At 60.7% G+C, this 17,261-nt stretch carries 14 protein-coding genes, 1 pseudogene and 1 riboswitch; of the genes and pseudogenes, 2 read left to right on the top strand and 13 right to left on the bottom strand.

Annotated elements, in window-relative coordinates; genetic code table 11:
- Window positions 1–39: 39 nt before the first annotated feature.
- From BI292_RS24550 to BI292_RS24510, 9 genes are all read right to left on the bottom strand, one after another.
- Entirely contained in the window at window positions 40–753 is a 714-nt protein-coding gene (locus tag BI292_RS24550; protein WP_101209506.1) for a membrane integrity-associated transporter subunit PqiC, read from the bottom strand.
- Window positions 754–938: 185 nt separating this feature from the next.
- Window positions 939–3,197, bottom strand: coding sequence for a DNA topoisomerase IV subunit A (gene parC, locus BI292_RS24545; protein WP_101209505.1), 2,259 nt, complete (start codon window positions 3,195–3,197; stop codon window positions 939–941).
- Between the two features lie 10 nt (window positions 3,198–3,207).
- Window positions 3,208–3,729, bottom strand: a complete 522-nt coding sequence (locus BI292_RS24540) for a TIGR02281 family clan AA aspartic protease (protein WP_092274190.1) — start codon at window positions 3,727–3,729, stop codon at window positions 3,208–3,210.
- Window positions 3,726–4,715, bottom strand: coding sequence for an esterase-like activity of phytase family protein (locus BI292_RS24535; protein WP_101209504.1), 990 nt, complete (start codon window positions 4,713–4,715; stop codon window positions 3,726–3,728). The genes BI292_RS24540 and BI292_RS24535 overlap by 4 nt, the downstream gene beginning before the upstream one ends.
- Window positions 4,715–6,619: a DNA topoisomerase IV subunit B gene (gene parE, locus BI292_RS24530; RefSeq protein WP_092274196.1), complete on the bottom strand. Its 1,905-nt coding sequence runs from the start codon at window positions 6,617–6,619 to the stop codon at window positions 4,715–4,717. Before parE ends, BI292_RS24535 begins: the two co-directional genes overlap by 1 nt.
- Window positions 6,620–6,660: 41 nt before the next feature.
- Window positions 6,661–7,269 carry a YqiA/YcfP family alpha/beta fold hydrolase gene (locus tag BI292_RS24525; protein WP_101209503.1) on the bottom strand — a complete coding sequence of 203 codons (609 nt, stop codon included), beginning with the start codon at window positions 7,267–7,269 and terminating at the stop codon, window positions 6,661–6,663.
- A gap of 231 nt (window positions 7,270–7,500) precedes the next feature.
- Complete coding sequence (cpdA, locus tag BI292_RS24520; protein WP_101209502.1) at window positions 7,501–8,316, bottom strand: 3',5'-cyclic-AMP phosphodiesterase; 816 nt, start codon at window positions 8,314–8,316, stop codon at window positions 7,501–7,503.
- A gap of 99 nt (window positions 8,317–8,415) precedes the next feature.
- Window positions 8,416–8,868 (bottom strand): DUF1249 domain-containing protein, encoded by a 453-nt coding sequence (locus BI292_RS24515; RefSeq protein WP_092274206.1) that lies wholly within the window; start codon window positions 8,866–8,868, stop codon window positions 8,416–8,418.
- Window positions 8,859–9,476 carry an NUDIX domain-containing protein gene (locus BI292_RS24510; RefSeq protein ID WP_092274208.1) on the bottom strand — a complete coding sequence of 206 codons (618 nt, stop codon included), beginning with the start codon at window positions 9,474–9,476 and terminating at the stop codon, window positions 8,859–8,861. The genes BI292_RS24515 and BI292_RS24510 overlap by 10 nt, the downstream gene beginning before the upstream one ends.
- 227 nt (window positions 9,477–9,703) lie before the next feature.
- On the opposite strand from BI292_RS24510, the gene BI292_RS24505 reads away from it, so the two are divergent.
- Window positions 9,704–10,450: an RsiV family protein gene (locus tag BI292_RS24505; protein WP_092274211.1), complete on the top strand. Its 747-nt coding sequence runs from the start codon at window positions 9,704–9,706 to the stop codon at window positions 10,448–10,450.
- Here BI292_RS24505 and cytX read toward each other — a convergent pair.
- Both cytX and thiC read right to left on the bottom strand, forming a co-directional pair.
- Entirely contained in the window at window positions 10,419–11,711 is a 1,293-nt protein-coding gene (cytX, locus tag BI292_RS24500) for a putative hydroxymethylpyrimidine transporter CytX (RefSeq protein ID WP_101209501.1), read from the bottom strand. The two genes, BI292_RS24505 and cytX, sit on opposite strands and share 32 nt — an antisense overlap.
- A 170-nt stretch (window positions 11,712–11,881) precedes the next feature.
- Complete coding sequence (gene thiC / locus BI292_RS24495; protein WP_092274217.1) at window positions 11,882–13,771, bottom strand: phosphomethylpyrimidine synthase ThiC; 1,890 nt, start codon at window positions 13,769–13,771, stop codon at window positions 11,882–11,884.
- 180 nt (window positions 13,772–13,951) lie between these two features.
- A riboswitch (TPP riboswitch) is annotated at window positions 13,952–14,057 on the bottom strand.
- A 192-nt stretch (window positions 14,058–14,249) separates the two neighbouring features.
- Between thiC and BI292_RS24490 the strand changes: the two genes are divergently transcribed.
- Entirely contained in the window at window positions 14,250–15,689 is a 1,440-nt protein-coding gene (locus BI292_RS24490) for a TolC family outer membrane protein (protein WP_092274219.1), read from the top strand.
- Between the two features lie 284 nt (window positions 15,690–15,973).
- Here the strand turns inward: BI292_RS24490 and BI292_RS24485 are convergent, their stop codons facing one another.
- Together BI292_RS24485 and BI292_RS24480 are read right to left on the bottom strand one after the other, a co-directional pair.
- Window positions 15,974–16,936 (bottom strand): hypothetical protein, encoded by a 963-nt coding sequence (locus BI292_RS24485; RefSeq protein WP_157831306.1) that lies wholly within the window; start codon window positions 16,934–16,936, stop codon window positions 15,974–15,976.
- Window positions 16,933–17,261: pseudogene (locus BI292_RS24480) on the bottom strand (hypothetical protein); the annotation flags it as partial. The gene BI292_RS24485 and the pseudogene BI292_RS24480, both read right to left, overlap by 4 nt.

Genomic DNA, 17,261 nt, shown 5'->3' with positions numbered 1-17,261 from the left:
CCCGCATCTCTGCAGGCTTTGTGTCGGGTCAATCCAGGCTTAGAACCTGAACACTTCCATATCGGTGCGGATCGGCGAGGCCATTGGGATCTTCGGCTGCTTGTCCTGCTCCGCCGCCGGCGCTACGGGCTTGGGATTCTTTTTACGCGGTGCGTCAGCGATTGGCGGCTGGTTGGCCAACGGCTTCAGCGCCACCGACAGTTGCTGGGCCAGACGCTGCAGCAACAGACCTTGCGCCTGCACCTGCGCCGCCGTGTCACCGGCGTGTTGCTCTTGCAGATGAATGATGCGGTTATCGCGAACCTGGCCACGACGGTCGATCAAACGCCATTGCGCATCGAGGATCGCCGGTTGCGACTCACCGGAATCCAGGCGAGTAATCGTCAGCAGCACCTGAACATCCGGGGCGAAGCCCAATGTCGCTGGCGCGAGGACCACGCGCTGGCTGTCGAGATGACCGGCAACCTGACGCAGCAGCAGTTGATCGATGTCCGAAGACAGGCTTCCCGCCCAACGACCATCGGCCGACGCCTGGAGGCTGCCGTCCGGCTGGCGTTGCAGCAGTGTTTCGCGTTGCAGGTAATCGGCAATCGTTACCGGGCCCAGCAGTACCGCCATGCCAGCGCTTTGCGCAGGCTGAGCCGGACTTCCGCTGTCCAGCTGATACAGCGACACCGGTTGGTGTGTGCTGCAACCCGCCAGGCCAAGAACACCGGCGAGCATCAAAATAAACGGAAGGCGCAGAGCAGTCATCGTCCCATCCAGGTGGCTGCCACAAGGCTAACCACAGTGAAAATACTCAATAAATATGAAGAACGCTCGGCCACGCCGGCGCTTGAAAGGCCATATCATCCGTGAATATGCGTTCCGACTCCAGCGCCAAAGCGTCGATCTACGCGTTAAATCGTAGATCGAGCGCTCTAGGACGCTTAATTGAGCTATTCGACGAGCAGCGCATCGACCCGCTGGAAGCCCCTTGGCAACTTGTTGCCGCGACGCCCACGCTCACCTTTGTAGTGTTCGAGGTCGTCGGCCTTCAGTGACAAGGTACGTTTTCCGGCCTGCAGCACCAGGGTGGCGCCTTCCGGCAGCACGGCGATGTCCGTGACATATTCTTCGCGACTGGCAACCCGCTCACCGGAAATCCCGATGATCTTGTTGCCTTTGCCCTTACCTAATTGTGGCAGGTCGCTGATCTTGAAGATCAGTAGGCGACCTTCGGTCGTCACCGACGCCAGCCAGTTATTCTCGCGATCGGTCACCGGACGCGGAAGAATCACTTTCGAGTTGTTCGGCAGGCTCAGCAGCGCTTTACCGGCCTTGTTCTTGGCCTGGAAGTCTTCACCCTTGACCACAAACCCGTAGCCGGCATCCGACGCGATCACGTACAGCGAATCGTCTTCGGGCATCAGCACGCATTCAAAGGTTGCGCCTGGCGGCGGCGTCAGACGACCGGTCAGCGGTTCGCCCTGGCCACGGGCCGAAGGCAGCGTGTGCGACGGCACCGAATAGCTGCGACCGGTGGAGTCGATAAACACCGCAAACTGGTTGGAACGTCCCGGTGCCAAGGCTTTGAAGCCATCGCCGGCCTTGTAGGACAGCCCGGTCGCGTCGATTTCGTGCCCCTTGGCCGAGCGCACCCAGCCTTTTTCCGAGAGCACCACCGTGACTTTCTCGTTCGGCAGCAGATCGTGCTCGGTCAGCGCTTTGGCTTCGGCGCGTTCGACGATTGGCGAACGGCGGTCGTCGCCATAGGTTTCGGCGTCCTTGATCAGCTCGGTGCGTACCAGTTTTTTCAGCTTGGCTTCACTGCCCAGCAAGGCTTGCAGCTTGGCTTGTTCCTTGAGCAATTCATCCTGCTCGGCGCGCAGCTTCATTTCTTCAAGTCGCGCCAACTGCCGCAGACGAGTGTCGAGAATGTAGTCGGCCTGGATTTCGCTGAGCGCAAAACGCGCGATCAGTGCGGCTTTCGGGTGTTCCTCGGTGCGGATGATGTGGATCACTTCATCCAGGTTGAGGTAGGCAATCAGCAAACCGTCCAACAGGTGCAAGCGACGCTCGACCTTGTCGAGGCGGAACTGCAGGCGGCGGCGCACGGTGCGCACGCGGAATTCCAGCCACTCGACCAGCAACGCGCGCAGGTTTTTCAGCTGCGGTTTGCCGTCGAGCCCGATGATGTTGATGTTGACCCGATAGCTCGATTCCAGCTCGGTGCTGGCGAACAAATGCTGCATCAGCGCATCGTGGTCGAAGTTCTTGCGCGCGCCCGGAATGATCACGATCCGGCACGGGTTTTCGTGGTCGGACTCGTCACGCAAGTCGGCAATCTGCGGCGCTTTGGACGGCTTGGCCTGCATCATCGCGGCGATCTGTTCCAGCACCTTGGCTCCAGAGACCTGATGCGGCAACGCGGTGACGATGATGTCGCCGTCCTCGATGTGGTAAACGGCGCGCATGCGCACCGAGCCCTTGCCGGTTTCGTACATCTTCAGCAGGTCGGCGCGCGGCGTGATGATTTCCGCTTCGGTCGGGTAGTCCGGGCCCTGAATGTGCTCGCAGAGCTGTTCGACCGTGGCTTTCGGCTCATCGAGCAAACGCACGCACGCCGTCGCGACTTCGCGCAGGTTGTGCGGCGGCACGTCGGTGGCCATGCCCACGGCAATGCCGGTGGTGCCATTGAGCAGGATGTTCGGCAAACGCGCGGGCAACACCAGCGGCTCGTCGAGTGTGCCGTCGAAGTTCGGGCCCCAATCCGCAGTGCCCTGCCCCAGCTCGCTGAGCAGCACTTCGGAATAACGCGACAAACGCGCTTCGGTGTAACGCATGGCGGCGAAGGATTTCGGATCGTCCGGCGCACCCCAGTTGCCCTGACCGTCGACCAGCGTGTAGCGATAGCTGAACGGCTGGGCCATCAGGACCATGGCTTCATAGCAGGCCGAATCGCCGTGCGGGTGGAATTTACCGAGCACGTCACCGACGGTACGCGCCGATTTCTTGTGCTTGGAATCGGCGTCCAGCCCCAACTCGCTCATCGCGTAGATAATGCGCCGCTGTACCGGTTTCAGGCCGTCGCCGATGTGCGGCAAGGCGCGGTCCATGATCACGTACATGGAATAGTTGAGGTAGGCATTTTCGGTGAAGTCAGCCAGTGACCGGCGCTCTACACCGTCCAGGCTGAGATCAAGGGAGTCGCTCATGCGGGCCTCATTATTTCGTGGTCTGGCGCAGCAGCATGGTGCCACCGCGCTGGGTAAATTCAAGTTTGTTCAGTGCGCTCATGCCGAGCAGCACCTGATTGCCATCCAGGCCTGGCGCGACCAGCGCGCGAACATCACGCAGCACGATATCGCCCAGTTGCAGCCGATCGATGCGGGTTCGGTAACCCTGGCTCAAGCCATTGGCGGTGCTCAGGGTCACGCCGAAGCCCTTCTCCAGTTTCAAGCGCTGCGCGACGCTGACCGGAATCGCCACATCGGTGGCCCCGGTGTCGAGCATGAAATCCACCGGCTGACCGTTGATCTGGCCGCTGGCGACAAAATGCCCTTGGTGATTGCCCACCAGTTTCACTTCGATAAACCCTTCGCCCTGCTGTGAAACAACCTCGGCGTTGGGGTTTTGCTGACGCTGTTCCCACTGGCCGAAAAACCGCGTCGCCAGAAACAGCGCCGCGCACCAGGCCAAAATCATCAAGACCCGACCGGCGCGTTTGCCCGGCGGCTGCTGGCTCATGGCTTGGCACCCCAGCCACCTTCAGGCGCGGCGAAGCGCCAGATGATCGGGCGAACTTCACCGTCGGCGCGCACCCCGAAGTTGTTGTCGATGCCGATCCAGGCACCGTCGGCGTTCACCACCAGCGCTTCCGCCAGACCATAGGCCTGTGGATAACGCCGTTGTTCCTGCAGCGCTTCGTCGGCATACGACCAGCAACGCTCGACTTTCGCCGTCAGCGCATCGCGTCGACAGATCTGAAACGCGTTGCGTTCGAGGGTAAACAGCTTGCCGTTGAACAGCGACAAGTCGGCAAAATCCCGGGAAACCGCGCGCGCTCTAGGAAACTGCGCGGGTTGCATCTCCAGCCCGGCTTCGCTCAACAGCACGCACCGACCGTCGCAATCCCAGACGGTTTGCTGACGTTTGATCAGCAACAATCCACGGCTTTCACGCTCGGCCGCCAGCCACAAGGCATTGCCTTCCGGGTTGATCGCCAGCCCTTCGAACAAGGCGTTGAAACGCAGCAACATGCCGCTGGCCCGGGCTTCGCGAACCAGCATCGGCGAAATCTTCAGCCACGACGCGGCGCCCTGCGGTGTCACTTGCAGCACGGCGGCGTGGGATTCGCTGACGATGTAACGGTTGCCGGCGCTGTCGCAGGTGATGCCTTCAAAATCCAGATCACCGCCGCGCACAAACGCCGCCGCCCAGGTCCGCGAACTCAGGCCCAGCGGCAAACCGCTGTCGGGCACCGGCGGTACGTCGATGCGCACGGCTTCGGCCTGCCAGGGTTCGGCGCGGGTATCGAGACGGTAGATTTGATCGTCATCGCGATCAGAAATTGTCCACAGTTCCTGACCGCATTGCGCCAGCCCCGACAGGTTGCCGCCGCGCATGCCATCGACGGCGTGCTCGGACACCAGGCGCAGCTGCGGCGCCGGCTCGGCAGACGCCGTTGCCGAAACCAGCAGCCAGACACACGCCAGGGCAAAGCCAAAACGCATCAGCCGAGCACCTCGGCCAGGTCACCCTTGGACTCCAGCCACGACTTGCGATCACCGGCGCGTTTCTTCGCCAGCAGCATGTCCATCATTTCCGAGGTCGCCTCGAAATCGTCCAGCGTCAATTGCACCAGGCGCCGGGTGTTCGGGTCCATGGTGGTTTCGCGCAGTTGCGGCGGGTTCATTTCACCCAGACCCTTAAATCGGGTGACCTGCGGTTTGCCGCGTTTTTTCTCGGCGACCAGACGATCGAGAATGCCATCGCGCTCGGCTTCGTCCAGCGCGTAGTAAATCTCTTTGCCCAAGTCGATGCGGTACAGCGGCGGCATCGCCACGTAGACGTGACCGGCATCCACCAACGGGCGGAAATGCTGGACGAACAACGCGCACAGCAAAGTGGCGATGTGCAGACCGTCGGAGTCGGCGTCGGCGAGGATGCAGATCTTGCCGTAACGCAGCTGCGCAATGTCCGCCGAGCCCGGATCGACCCCGATCGCCACGGCGATGTTGTGCACTTCCTGGCTGGCGAGCACTTCGCTGCCATCGACTTCCCAGGTGTTGAGGATCTTGCCGCGCAACGGCAGGATCGCCTGGAATTCCTTGTCCCGCGCTTGTTTGGCGGAACCGCCGGCGGAATCACCTTCGACCAGAAACAGCTCGGAACGCATCGGGTCCTGCCCGGCGCAATCCGCCAGTTTGCCCGGCAGCGCCGGACCGGCAGTCACGCGTTTGCGCTCGACTTTTTTACTCGCTTTCAGACGACGGCCGGCGTTGTTGATCGCCAGTTCCGCCAGGAGCATGCCGGTTTCCGGGTGCGCGTTGAGCCACAGACTGAACGCATCCTTGACCACCCCGGAGACAAACGCCGCCGCTTCACGCGAGGACAGGCGTTCCTTGGTCTGGCCGGAGAATTGCGGCTCCTGCATCTTCATCGACAGGACGAAGGCAATGCGTTCCCAGACGTCTTCCGGCGCCAGCTTCACACCGCGCGGCAGCAGGCTGCGGAATTCACAGAATTCGCGCATCGCATCGAGCAAGCCCTGACGCAAACCGTTGACGTGGGTACCGCCCTGCGCCGTGGGGATCAGGTTGACGTAGCTTTCCTGAACGCTGTCGCCACCTTCCGGCAACCACAGCAGCGCCCAATCGACCGCTTCTTTATTACCGGCGAGGCTGCCGCAGAATGGCTCGTCCGGCAGACGTTCAAAACCGTTGACCGCGTCCACCAGGTACGAGCGCAGACCGTCTTCGTAATGCCATTCGACTTTCTCGCCGCTGGCCTTGTCTTCAAAACTGACCAGCAGGCCCGGGCACAGAACGGCTTTAGCCTTGAGCACGTGCTTGAGGCGGCTGATGGAGAATTTTGGTGAGTCGAAATATTTCGGGTCCGGCGCGAAGAACACGCTGGTGCCGGTGTTGCGCTTGCCGACGGTGCCAATCACTTCCAGTTCGGTTTTTTTGTAACCGTCCGCGAAAGTCATCTGATATTCGTTGCCGTCACGCTTTACGCGCACCCGGACTTCGTTCGACAAGGCGTTGACCACGGAAATACCCACCCCGTGCAAACCGCCGGAGAACTGGTAGTTCTTGTTGGAAAACTTGCCGCCCGCATGGAGTTTGGTGAGGATCAGCTCAACGCCCGACACGCCCTCTTCCGGGTGAATGTCGACCGGCATGCCACGCCCGTCATCGCTGACTTCCAGCGAATGATCGGCGTGCAGGATGACCTGCACCGTGCTCGCGTGCCCGGCCAAGGCTTCGTCGACGCTGTTGTCGATGACTTCCTGGGCCAAGTGATTCGGCCGACTGGTGTCGGTGTACATGCCGGGGCGTTTACGCACCGGGTCGAGGCCCGAGAGGACTTCGATGGCGTCGGCGTTATAAGAGCTAGCGCTGGGAGTGGCCATGGGGTCTCGTCGTCAAATGTTCTATGAAAAGGGGCGAGGGTTCACAGTGCCGTGAAATCAATCGCCTGATACAAATCTGCGCCGATGCCGGCAAAACTCAACAGCGCCGGCAATCGCTCGGCAAACCCCTGGAAACCATGGTCGCCGCCGGCCTGGATACGCAACGCGCAGGCCCGGTAATACTGCTGGGCGTGGCGATAATCCAGCGTTTCATCGCCGGTCTGCAACCACACCTGAAACCGCTGCGGATCCCGAGGCGCCGGCACTTCCAGCTCGGCGAGCGCCGCCACATGGTCGTGGGTCAACTCCCAGGACTCATCGGTGTAGAGGTTTTTCTGCGTCCCCAGAAACCCGTCAAACATCCGGTGCGGACTGACGGCAGGATTGACCAGCAACGCCTTGAGGCCATGCTGCTCAGCCAAGTGAGTCGCATAGTAGCCGCCGAGTGAGCTCCCGACTAGCAGCGGCCGCCCAAGCTCCTCGATCGCCCGATTCAACTGACCGATGGCCTCCCGCGGGTGGTGATGCAAGGCCGGCACCTGCAAGTGGTCGCTCAGGCCCAGGCGCCCCATCACATTGATCAACTGGCTGGCCTTCTTCGAGGCCGGCGCGCTGTTGAAACCGTGGATATAAAGGATCGAACCGGACATTAGAGCTCCCTGAGCGTCGGGTAAAGAGACGGAGTTTACAGGGAGACGCAGGGATCGGGGATAGGGTTGGGGAAGTTGGTGGTGGAGAGGGCAGATCGCGAGCAGGCTCACTCCTACAGGGGGTTGGGGTGTATTGGGAGGGATTTGTCGTTTGGCCGGACGCCTTCGCGGGCAAGCCTCGCTCCTACAAAATCAAGGGCAAATCTGCGAGCCGCCCGCGGCAACGGATAATCAATAGCCATCCGCCCCGTAATCGACCGTGAAGTCGAACCCGCTGACTCGCTCAACGCCGGTTTCAATCAAGCCATCAGGCAACAGCCGCAGCCACCGATACCCCGGCGCCTGCTCCCCGACCTTGAAATCCTCACTGCCAGGTTCGAACTGGATGCAAGTCGACGGCGAGGCGATCAACCGCACGCCCTCTCGCACTTGATCAAACTCCTGATGCACATGCCCCCACAGCACCGCGCGCACTTGAGGAAAACGATCCAGAACGGCAAACAACGCCTCAGGATTACGCAACCCGATCGGCTCCATCCAGGCACAGCCAATCGACACTGGATGATGATGAAAACACACCAAATGATGCCGCTCCGGCGCCTCACTCAAAGCACGCGCTAACAACTGCAACTGATCATCCTGCAAATAACCGGGAACGGAGCCAGGCACCGCCGAATCCAGCAGCGTCACCCGCCAATTACCCACATCCACCACCGGCTCCAGCAGCGCACTCTGCACCGCCGCCTCGGCCATCACCTGCGGCTCATCATGATTGCCCGGAATCCAGCGCGCCGGCGCATCCAGCTGCCGCGTCAAATCGCGAAACTGCTGATACGACGCCAACGTCCCATCCTGCGAAATATCACCACTGGCAATGATCAAATCGATCTGCGGCTGCTGCTGGCGAACCAGTTCGATCACCCGTTGCAGGCTCTCGCGCGTCTTCATCCCCAGCAACGAACCGTCCGCCTCGGCGAACAAATGACTGTCGGATAACTGCACCAGCAACGCCGGATCGGCGGTGGTCAATGTGGATACGCTGGGCAAGGCGTTCTCCCGAGGCTGAATCACGGAATTGGATAGAAGCCGCAATTATGCTGGGGGAAGGTCAAAAGAGGAAAGCGCGGAACCAGACACAGTTCACATCTAACGCACAACCGCGTACTCATGCCCGCACGCCAGGCAATGACTCAGCCATTCCCCCAGGAACAGATTGAGCTGGGCTTTTTCATCCGGCTGATGCATCGCCGCATTCGGATAAGGATAGATGCCCCGAAAGCGTCTTGCATGCTCGGCGCTGACCACCTCGGCCATGCACGCGTCGTGATACACCTGGACTTCCAGTTGCGGCACCGGCAACCACGGCAGACTGTGTTCCTGGCGCACTTGCAGGGTCGTGGTGTACGGGCAGACTTGCAGCACTTCCAGCGCCAACACGCCGAGCATCTGATCGCCCTGAGTCACGGCAATGCGCCGCGCCTCGGGCTCGCTGCGCATGTCCGGCAGCAGTCGCATCAGGCGCGCGTAGTTGGCCTCGCACGAGGCTTGCAGCCCGGCGAGGTCGACACGATAGCGATCGCGCAACTTGTTTACGACCATAACCCCCTCACTTCAGCGCGGTTCAAAGCAAGCCATTGCAAAGCAATGATGCTGGCCGCGTTGGCAATTCGTCCGTCGCGTACGGCTTGCAGCGCGTCTTCGAACGCCCAGACCGTGACGCGGATATCTTCCGCTTCTTCTGCCAGTCCATGCAGGCCTCCGACTCCATCGGTTTCACAACGCCCCAAATACAAGTGGACGAATTCGTTGCTGCCGCCCGGTGACGGGAAATACTTGGTCATCGGCCACAGCGCCGCGAACACCAGCCCAGCTTCCTCCTGCGCCTCGCGGTGAGCAACTTCTTCCGGTTGCTCATCCTTGTCGATCAGACCGGCGACCAGCTCGATCAACCAAGGGTTGGACGTCTTGCCCATGGCGCCGACGCGAAACTGCTCAATCAGCACCACTTCATCGCGCTGCGGATCGTAAGGCAGCACGCAAACCGCATCGTGACGCACAAACACTTCACGATTGATCTCGCGACTCATGCCACCGGCAAACAATTCGTGACGCAAATGCAGGCGATCGAGTTTGTAGAAGCCCTCGTAGCATTTTTCGCGTCGAACGATCTCAACGGTGGTCGGGGTGGCGTTGGCAAAATCAGTCATGACAATCCTCGTGTGCTGCTTATCCGTGACGAGGTTCCGGGTGGTAACTGGTGACCTCGCTTTCGCGCCATCCTAACGCGCGACTGCGGTTGATGCAGCCCCTTTACCATCAGCGGGATGGACGGTGAGGGCGAAACCAACTCTAATTAGCTTAGTGGCGAACTGACTGCTTCGTTGACAGTCGAAGCGGTAACTTTTCGCCTTTCCCTGTTTTATGAAGGACGCCCATGTCGCTTTTTAAAATCGCCTCCGTGGCCGCAATCGCCCTGACGTTGGGCGCCTGCCAAAGCCTGTTCCAACCCAATTACCGAACGCCGCTGGAAACCACCCGCGATGCCTCGGAAACCCTGAAACCGGGTTGCACCACGGCAGATTGCCCTTTGGTCAACATCGATACCCTGCGGTTCCCGGACGAGCCACAGCTGGACGGCATCGTTGAGCGAAACCTGCTGCAATTGACCCGCACCTCCGCCGACGCGCCGGCCGCGCCGACACTCGCCGCCTATCGCGATCAATTTTTGCGCAACGCCGAGCCACGCTCCAGCAGTTACCTGCAAGCCAAAGTACGCGAGCAGCATGACGGCTTGGTGATCGTCGAGTTTTCCAGCTACCTGGACACCGGCGGCGCGCATGGCACGCCGGGCCGCAGCTTCGTCAACTATTCGCGCCAGCAGCACAAAGTGCTGACGTTGTCGGACATGCTGCTGCCGGGTCAGGAAGAAGCGTTCTGGAAAGCCGCACAAGTGGCGCACAACAGCTGGTTGATCAGCACCAAGCTCGATCAGGAACCGGAGTTCCTGAAGAACTGGCAGTTCCAGAAAACCCAGAACGTCGCGCTGACCTACGGTGGGGTGATCCTCAAGTACGAAACCAGCACCATCGCGCCGTACGCGCTGGGCCACATCGAACTGAAGATCCCCTACCCGCGCCTGAACGGCATCCTCAGACCCGAACTGTTTCCCGGCCGTAACTGAAGGCTCGACCGAGCACCAGTTGCAGCAGCCCTGCCACGATCAACGCCGGTAGGGTTGCGCCGACATCCGGATACAGATTGGCCAGCAAATGATAGGTGCTGACCCCGCCCAACCAGGCGAGCAGCGCCGGCCAGCGCAACGCGGCTGAAGCCACTTGGCCGCTGCGTTTGCGCAGGATGAAGTGATCCACCAGCACCACGCCGAACAGCGGCGCAAACACCGAACCGATCAGCAACAGGAAGTTCTGGTACTGCGCCAATGGCGCCAGCAGTGCGATCAACGTGCAAATGACACCGATGGCCAACGCCAGGTGCTCGACCTTCAAGCGCAACAGCATCCCGCTCGACACCGCCGCCGAATGAATATCGGCAAAAGCGTTCTCCGACTCGTCCAGCAGAATCAGCAGCAGCGGAATCCCCAGGCCGGCACCGGCCAATGCCAACAGCAAGGCATTCACTTCCCCGCTCGGCGCAAACGCCAGGGTGTAGGCAACGCCGAGGCTCATCAGCCAGAAGTTACCGATAAAAAAGCCAATCGCGGTGCCGCCAAACACGTTTTTCGCGCGTTTGCCGAAGCGTGAGTAGTCGGCAATCAGCGGCAGCCACGACAGCGGCATGGCGATGGCGATATCGAAACCCACCGCAAATGGCATCGAACCGTCACCGGCCTGCGCCCACAATGCCGCCAGATCGGCCTTGGCGAACAGGTTCCAGGTCAGCCAGATGCACGCGGCCAGCAGCAGCCAAATGCCCCACTTGCGCAGGATCTGCCGGACGAACGTCAGCGGCCCGCTGACGGCGAGCAGGGTCGCCAGGCCACCGAAAAATACGGTCCAGAGCAGTGGATTGGAAAGCAGACTGCCGTCGCTGAACGCCCGCGCGCCGAGCAGGCTGGCAGCATCGCGCATGACGATGATTTCGAACGAGCCCCAACCGATCAGTTGCAGCAAGTTGAGCACCGCCGGCAGGCTCGCGCCGTGTTTGCCGAGGCTGAGCTTGAGCGCCGCCATCGACGACAGGCCGGTGTCGCTGCCGATCACGCCGACGGCGGCCAGCAGCAGCACGCCGACCAGCGTGCCTAGAAAAATTGCCAGCAACGAGCCGGACAGGCCCAGACCCGGCGCGAGCAATGCGCCGGTCTGCAAGACCATCAGGCCGATGCCGAGGGAAAACCACAGGGAAAACAGATCGCGGCCGCCGAACACACGTTTGTCGGTCGGCACCGCAATGTCAGGGGAATAAGTGCTGGGTTGAATGCTCAAGGGTGTTATCTCAGAGGGATAATTTTTTTCATTGAGATCTTGGCTGTCTGGTCAGGCGCCATCGCGAGCAAGCTCGCTCCCACAGGGGATTTTTGAACGACTCAAATCCAATGTGGGAGCGAGCTTGCTCGCGATGGCGGCGGTGCGGGCACCGCCGACCTCAGGTCAGATCAAACCTTCTTGTACAGCTGACTGCCTTCCTGCTTGAACCGCTCAGCCTGTTCCGCCAAGCCCTGGGCGACTTCGGCGTCAATCGTTTCAATCCGCTGGTTGGCCGCGTATTCACGGACTTCCTGGGTGATTTTCATCGAGCAGAATTTCGGCCCGCACATCGAACAGAAATGCGCGACTTTCGCCGAATCCTTCGGCAGCGTTTCATCGTGATACGAGCGCGCGGTGTCCGGATCCAGGCCGAGGTTGAACTGGTCTTCCCAGCGGAATTCGAACCGCGCCTTGCTCAAGGCGTTGTCGCGAATCTGCGCGCCCGGATGTCCCTTGGCCAAGTCCGCCGCGTGCGCGGCAATCTTGTAGGTGATGATCCCGGTCTTCACGTCATCCTTGTTCGGCAGGCCCAAGTGTTCCTTCGGCGTGACGTAGCAAAGCATCGCGCAACCGAACCAGCCGATCATCGCCGCGCCAATACCGGAGGTGATGTGGTCGTAGCCCGGCGCAATGTCGGTGGTCAGCGGGCCGAGGGTGTAGAACGGCGCCTCGTCGCAGCACTCGAGCTGCTTGTCCATGTTCTCTTTGATCAACTGCATCGGCACGTGGCCCGGGCCTTCGATCATGCATTGCACGTCGTGTTTCCAGGCGATTTTGGTCAGCTCGCCGAGGGTTTCCAGCTCGCCGAATTGCGCCGCGTCGTTGGCGTCGGCAATCGAGCCCGGACGCAGGCCATCGCCCAGCGAGAAGCTGACGTCGTAGGCCTTCATGATTTCGCAGATGTCTTCGAAATGGGTGTAGAGGAAGCTTTCCTTGTGATGCGCCAGGCACCACTTGGCCATGATCGAACCGCCCCGCGAAACGATGCCGGTCACGCGTTTGGCGGTCAGCGGCACGTAGCGCAACAGTACGCCGGCGTGGATGGTGAAATAGTCGACGCCCTGCTCGGCTTGCTCGATCAGCGTGTCGCGGAACAGCTCCCAAGTCAGGTCTTCAGCGGCGCCGCCGACTTTTTCCAGGGCCTGATAGATCGGCACGGTACCGATCGGCACTGGCGAGTTGCGGATGATCCACTCGCGGGTTTCGTGAATGTGCTTGCCGGTCGACAAGTCCATGATGTTGTCCGCGCCCCAGCGAATGCCCCAGGTCAGCTTCGCCACTTCTTCTTCGATCGACGAACCCAAAGCGCTGTTGCCGATATTGCCGTTGATCTTCACCAGGAAGTTACGGCCGATGATCATCGGTTCCAGTTCGGTGTGGTTGATGTTGGCCGGAATGATCGCGCGTCCACGGGCGATTTCTTCACGGACAAACTCCGGCGTGATGATTTTCGGCACGCTGGCGCCGAAGCTGTGGCCGGGGTGTTGCTGGTCGAGCAGGCCGGCGGCGCGCGCCACTTCGAGCTTCATGTTTTCGCGGATGGCAACGAATTCCATCTCGGGCGTGATGATGCCTTTGCGCGCGTAGTGCATCTGGGTCACGTTGCCACCGGCCTTGGCGCGGCGCGGATTGTTGACGTGGGCGAAGCGCAGTTTGGTCAGCTCGGCATCGGCGAGGCGTTCGCGGCCGAAGTTGGAGCTCAGGCCGGGCAGGCGCTCGGTGTCGCCCCGGGCTTCGATCCACGGCGAACGCACATCGGCGAGGCCTTTGCGCACGTCGATAATCACGTTGGGGTCGGTGTACGGGCCCGAGGTGTCGTACACAACGACCGGCGCGTTGATCTCGCCGCCGAAGTCGGTCGGGGTCACGTCGAGGCTGATTTCGCGCATTGGCACGAGGATGTCCGGGCGGGAACCCTGAACATAGATTTTTTGCGAACGGGTGAACGGCTGCACTGACTGTTGATCGACTTGGGCCGAGTCACTCAGGTTCGTCGTATTTTTTAGTTTTATCGTCATCACGGGCTCTCCAGACAGCATCCAGCAGTGGATTTTTGTCGGAGCGAACCTGTAACGAATGGACGCGACCAATCAGCGATGAACATGCTGTTGGTGCTGTGCTCAGTACTCGAGGGCAGTCGAAAATCGATTGTCGATTGTCGAACAACATCCCGGACGAAGCACAAGAGGACTCGCCGGGTGACGAGAAATCTTGTTCCCTACGCAGGCGTTAACCTGATCAGGTTCAACGGGATCCGAAATTATTCGATCTCAGCCTCATAGCAAGGCACCCCGACAAGAACCCGGCCAGTCTAGACACAACCGGCAAAGAACGCCAACCCCGGTGCGAACCGCATGATAAATGGCGTGATTACAGGATTGTTGCCGAACGTGCGCCCATCTACACTCGCTACGCTGCGCCACGCCTTGACCGTGCGCGGAGCGCGCCGTACCTTTGGCGCTCAAATTATCAGCGTAATTTTTTAGGGATGGCCGCATGCTGCGCAAACTCTCACTGGCCCTTGCCGTGTCTTGTGCTTCCAATGGAATGGCCTGGGCCGCTGAAGCGCCCTTATCCACCAAAACCGACCTGGTGAGCGTTTATCAGGAAGCGGTGGATAACAACGCCGACCTCGCCGCCGCCCGCGCCCAATATGGCGCCCAGAAAGAAGTCGTGCCGCAGGCACGCGCCGGATTGCTGCCGAACCTGTCGGGCGGGGCGAATCTGAGCTCGGTGCGCACCCAGCTCGATCAGCCGTCCGGCACCGCTACCCGCGATGCTCATTCGTATCAGGCGACTTTGGCCCAGCCACTGTTTCGCGCCGATCGCTGGTTCCAGTTCCAGGCCGCCAAGGACGTCAACGAACAAGCCGCGCTGCAACTCTCAGCGACCGAGCAGAATCTGATCCTGCAATCGGCGGAAAGCTATTTCAACGTGCTGCGCAGCCAAGACAATCTGGCCTCGACCAAGGCTGAAGAAGCGGCGTTCAAACGCCAGCTCGACCAGTCCAACGAGCGCTTCGACGTCGGCCTCTCGGACAAGACCGACGTGCTGCAATCGCAAGCCAGCTACGACACTGCGCGGGCCAACCGGATCCTCGCGCAACGTCAGGTGGATGACGCGTTTGAAGCGTTGATCACGCTGACCAACCGCCAGTACAACTCGATTCAGGGCATCGTCCACACGTTGCCGATCCTGCCGCCGGCGCCGAACGACGCCAAGGCCTGGGTCGAAACCGCGGCGAAACAGAACCTCAATTTGCTCGCCAGCAACTACGCGGTGAGCGCCGCCGAAGAAACCCTCAAGCAACGCAAGGCCGGCCACGCGCCGACCCTCGATGCGGTGGCGAAATACGAAAAGGGTGACAACGATGCGCTGGGTTTCAGCAACCCGAGCGCGTTTGGCCAGCCGTATGGCGGCAACGTCGAGCAGACCACGGTCGGCCTGCAAGTGAACATCCCGATCTACAGCGGCGGCCTGATCAACTCGCAGGTGCGCGAATCTTACGCGCGCCTCGACCAGTCCGAGCAGCAGCGCGAAGGCCTGCGCCGGCAAGTCGTGGAAAACACCCGCAACCTGCACCGCGCGGTCAACACCGACGTCGAGCAGGTGCAGGCGCGCAAGCAGTCGATCATCTCCAACCAGAGCGCGGTGGAAGCCACCGAAATCGGTTATCAGGTCGGCACACGCAACATCGTCGACGTGCTCGACGCACAGCGTCAGCTCTACACCTCGGTGCGCAACTACAACAACACGCGTTATGACTACATCCTCGACAACCTGCGCCTGAAGCAAGCGGCAGGCACGTTGAACCCGGGGGATTTGCAGGACTTGTCGCGTTACCTGAAAGCTGACTACAACCCGGACAAAGACTTCCTGCCACCGGACCTGGCGAAGGCTGCGGCCGAGCAGCTCAAGGCCCGGCCTGGCCAGTAGGAACGCGCCAAACCCTGTGGGAGCGAGCTTGCTCGCGATAGCGCACTGACAGACAACCCTGGAGGTTGAATGTACGGCCGTCATCGCGAGCAGACTCACTTCCACAGTGTGTTCGGCGGTGGATCAGGCTTTGAGAGCGGCGCATAACCCCCGTGGCGAGCGAGCTTGCTCGCGTCCGGCGGCGCAGCCGTCGTAAACCGGGCGCCACGGCCTGACTGCAAGAATCAAGCGACACGTTCCCTGCAAATGGTTCGCAAATACAAAAATCGAACCTAGGGTCAGCCCTACTGGTTCGAAACAAACCTGCCCTTGCGCAACCCCTGCGGATAAACCGAGCGCGTCGCCATGTCCAGGCAGCCGCCCTGACGCACCAAGCTCACCACTTCGTTACTGCGGCGGCTGCGCATCCATACGATCCAGCCCAGCAATTCAGAGTGACCCAAGGCTTCAATCAATAGCAAAAACTGCTCGCGCCAACGCTTGCTGGCGCCCATGCCCAGCCCCGAACTGCGTTTCAGATCCTGAATACTCTGGCCATCCATCACCCCTTTAATGAAATCCACCCAAAGGTCCGCGCGGATCATCCCCGTCAGCGGCGTTGCCGACAGCGTGCAAAAGCACGTAACGCACCGATCACATTTGAATTTTGGGCGAAGCCCTTTGATGCGATAGGTCTGCCCGCCTCCGCACTTCGGGCACCTCGCGTGCCGTGCGTTAAGCGTGGCCTCGAGCCAAGTGACAACGGCTCGCTGCTGCCGCTCGATGTGCTCGGGCGGCTGCAGATTTTCCCGGAACTGGCGCGTCGTCCACCACTGGTGCAGCTCCGCGCACTCCTCGGCCATCACCATCCCGACCGCCCGCCCCCAACTGAAGTAAACCTTGGAAGTCAGGCCAAAACGCGCCGCGATCTGCACACTCGACCAACCGGCCAGCAAGTACACGGCAAACGCGGCCCACTGATCCATTCTGTGCAAATTGGCGAAGGGCGAATCGCTGAGACTGTTGCAACTCTTGCGACAGGACCGGCAGTAATAACGCGCCAGACGTTGCCGCGCCGGTTGGCTGCGAAACCTCAAGTCAGTGGCGTCGCACCATGGGCAGAACCGCACGGGGCGATGGGGTAATTCGTGCAGGTAATTGATCAAGCGCCGGGCGTCGGGACGCAGATGCATTGGCAGGCATACGTCGTAGTCGGGAAAATCATCGTGGCCGGGGATGGGGGGATCGGCGGGATGGGACACGGTCATCTCTGAGCCCGTGTGTCGGGTGATGAGTTTTTTTGCGCCTGCGTGGCCAGTTCAGCGTTTCGTTTGGCGATGGCCGCTTCCAGTTCCGGGGAGCGTTTTGCCCATTGTTCCGGGGGTAGTGGTTTTGACCATTCGATGATGTCGGGATAGGGCAGATCGGGCGGCGGATTCAGCTTCCAACGCTCGAGCACGTCGATCAGCAGGGTGTTGAAAATGAAGATTCCGCAGAACCCTTCCCACAGGACGGTTATGAACCAACCTCTGAGTTTTGCGGCTTTGATCAGGTCGTCGAGGTAAGTCGCCCAGATCCCTTTTTTCCAATCCA

Source organism: Pseudomonas sp. 43NM1 (assembly GCF_002836905.1).
Classification (GTDB): domain Bacteria; phylum Pseudomonadota; class Gammaproteobacteria; order Pseudomonadales; family Pseudomonadaceae; genus Aquipseudomonas; species Aquipseudomonas prosekii.
The sequence above is the reverse complement of the archived record's forward strand: the minus strand, read 5'-3'. Positions and strand labels throughout refer to the sequence as shown.

What these genes read in the sequence shown, in the direction of transcription:
- BI292_RS24550 (WP_101209506.1), bottom strand. Translation starts at nt 753, where the DNA reads ATGACTGCTCTGCGCCTTCCGTTTATTTTGATGCTCGCCGGTGTTCTT.
- parC (WP_101209505.1), bottom strand. Translation starts at nt 3,197, where the DNA reads ATGAGCGACTCCCTTGATCTCAGCCTGGACGGTGTAGAGCGCCGGTCA.
- BI292_RS24540 (WP_092274190.1), bottom strand. Translation starts at nt 3,729, where the DNA reads ATGAGCCAGCAGCCGCCGGGCAAACGCGCCGGTCGGGTCTTGATGATT.
- BI292_RS24535 (WP_101209504.1), bottom strand. Translation starts at nt 4,715, where the DNA reads ATGCGTTTTGGCTTTGCCCTGGCGTGTGTCTGGCTGCTGGTTTCGGCA.
- parE (WP_092274196.1), bottom strand. Translation starts at nt 6,619, where the DNA reads ATGGCCACTCCCAGCGCTAGCTCTTATAACGCCGACGCCATCGAAGTC.
- BI292_RS24525 (WP_101209503.1), bottom strand. Translation starts at nt 7,269, where the DNA reads ATGTCCGGTTCGATCCTTTATATCCACGGTTTCAACAGCGCGCCGGCC.
- BI292_RS24515 (WP_092274206.1), bottom strand. Translation starts at nt 8,868, where the DNA reads ATGGTCGTAAACAAGTTGCGCGATCGCTATCGTGTCGACCTCGCCGGG.
- BI292_RS24510 (WP_092274208.1), bottom strand. Translation starts at nt 9,476, where the DNA reads ATGACTGATTTTGCCAACGCCACCCCGACCACCGTTGAGATCGTTCGA.
- BI292_RS24505 (WP_092274211.1), top strand. Translation starts at nt 9,704, where the DNA reads ATGTCGCTTTTTAAAATCGCCTCCGTGGCCGCAATCGCCCTGACGTTG.
- thiC (WP_092274217.1), bottom strand. Translation starts at nt 13,771, where the DNA reads ATGACGATAAAACTAAAAAATACGACGAACCTGAGTGACTCGGCCCAA.
- BI292_RS24490 (WP_092274219.1), top strand. Translation starts at nt 14,250, where the DNA reads ATGCTGCGCAAACTCTCACTGGCCCTTGCCGTGTCTTGTGCTTCCAAT.
- BI292_RS24485 (WP_157831306.1), bottom strand. Translation starts at nt 16,936, where the DNA reads ATGACCGTGTCCCATCCCGCCGATCCCCCCATCCCCGGCCACGATGAT.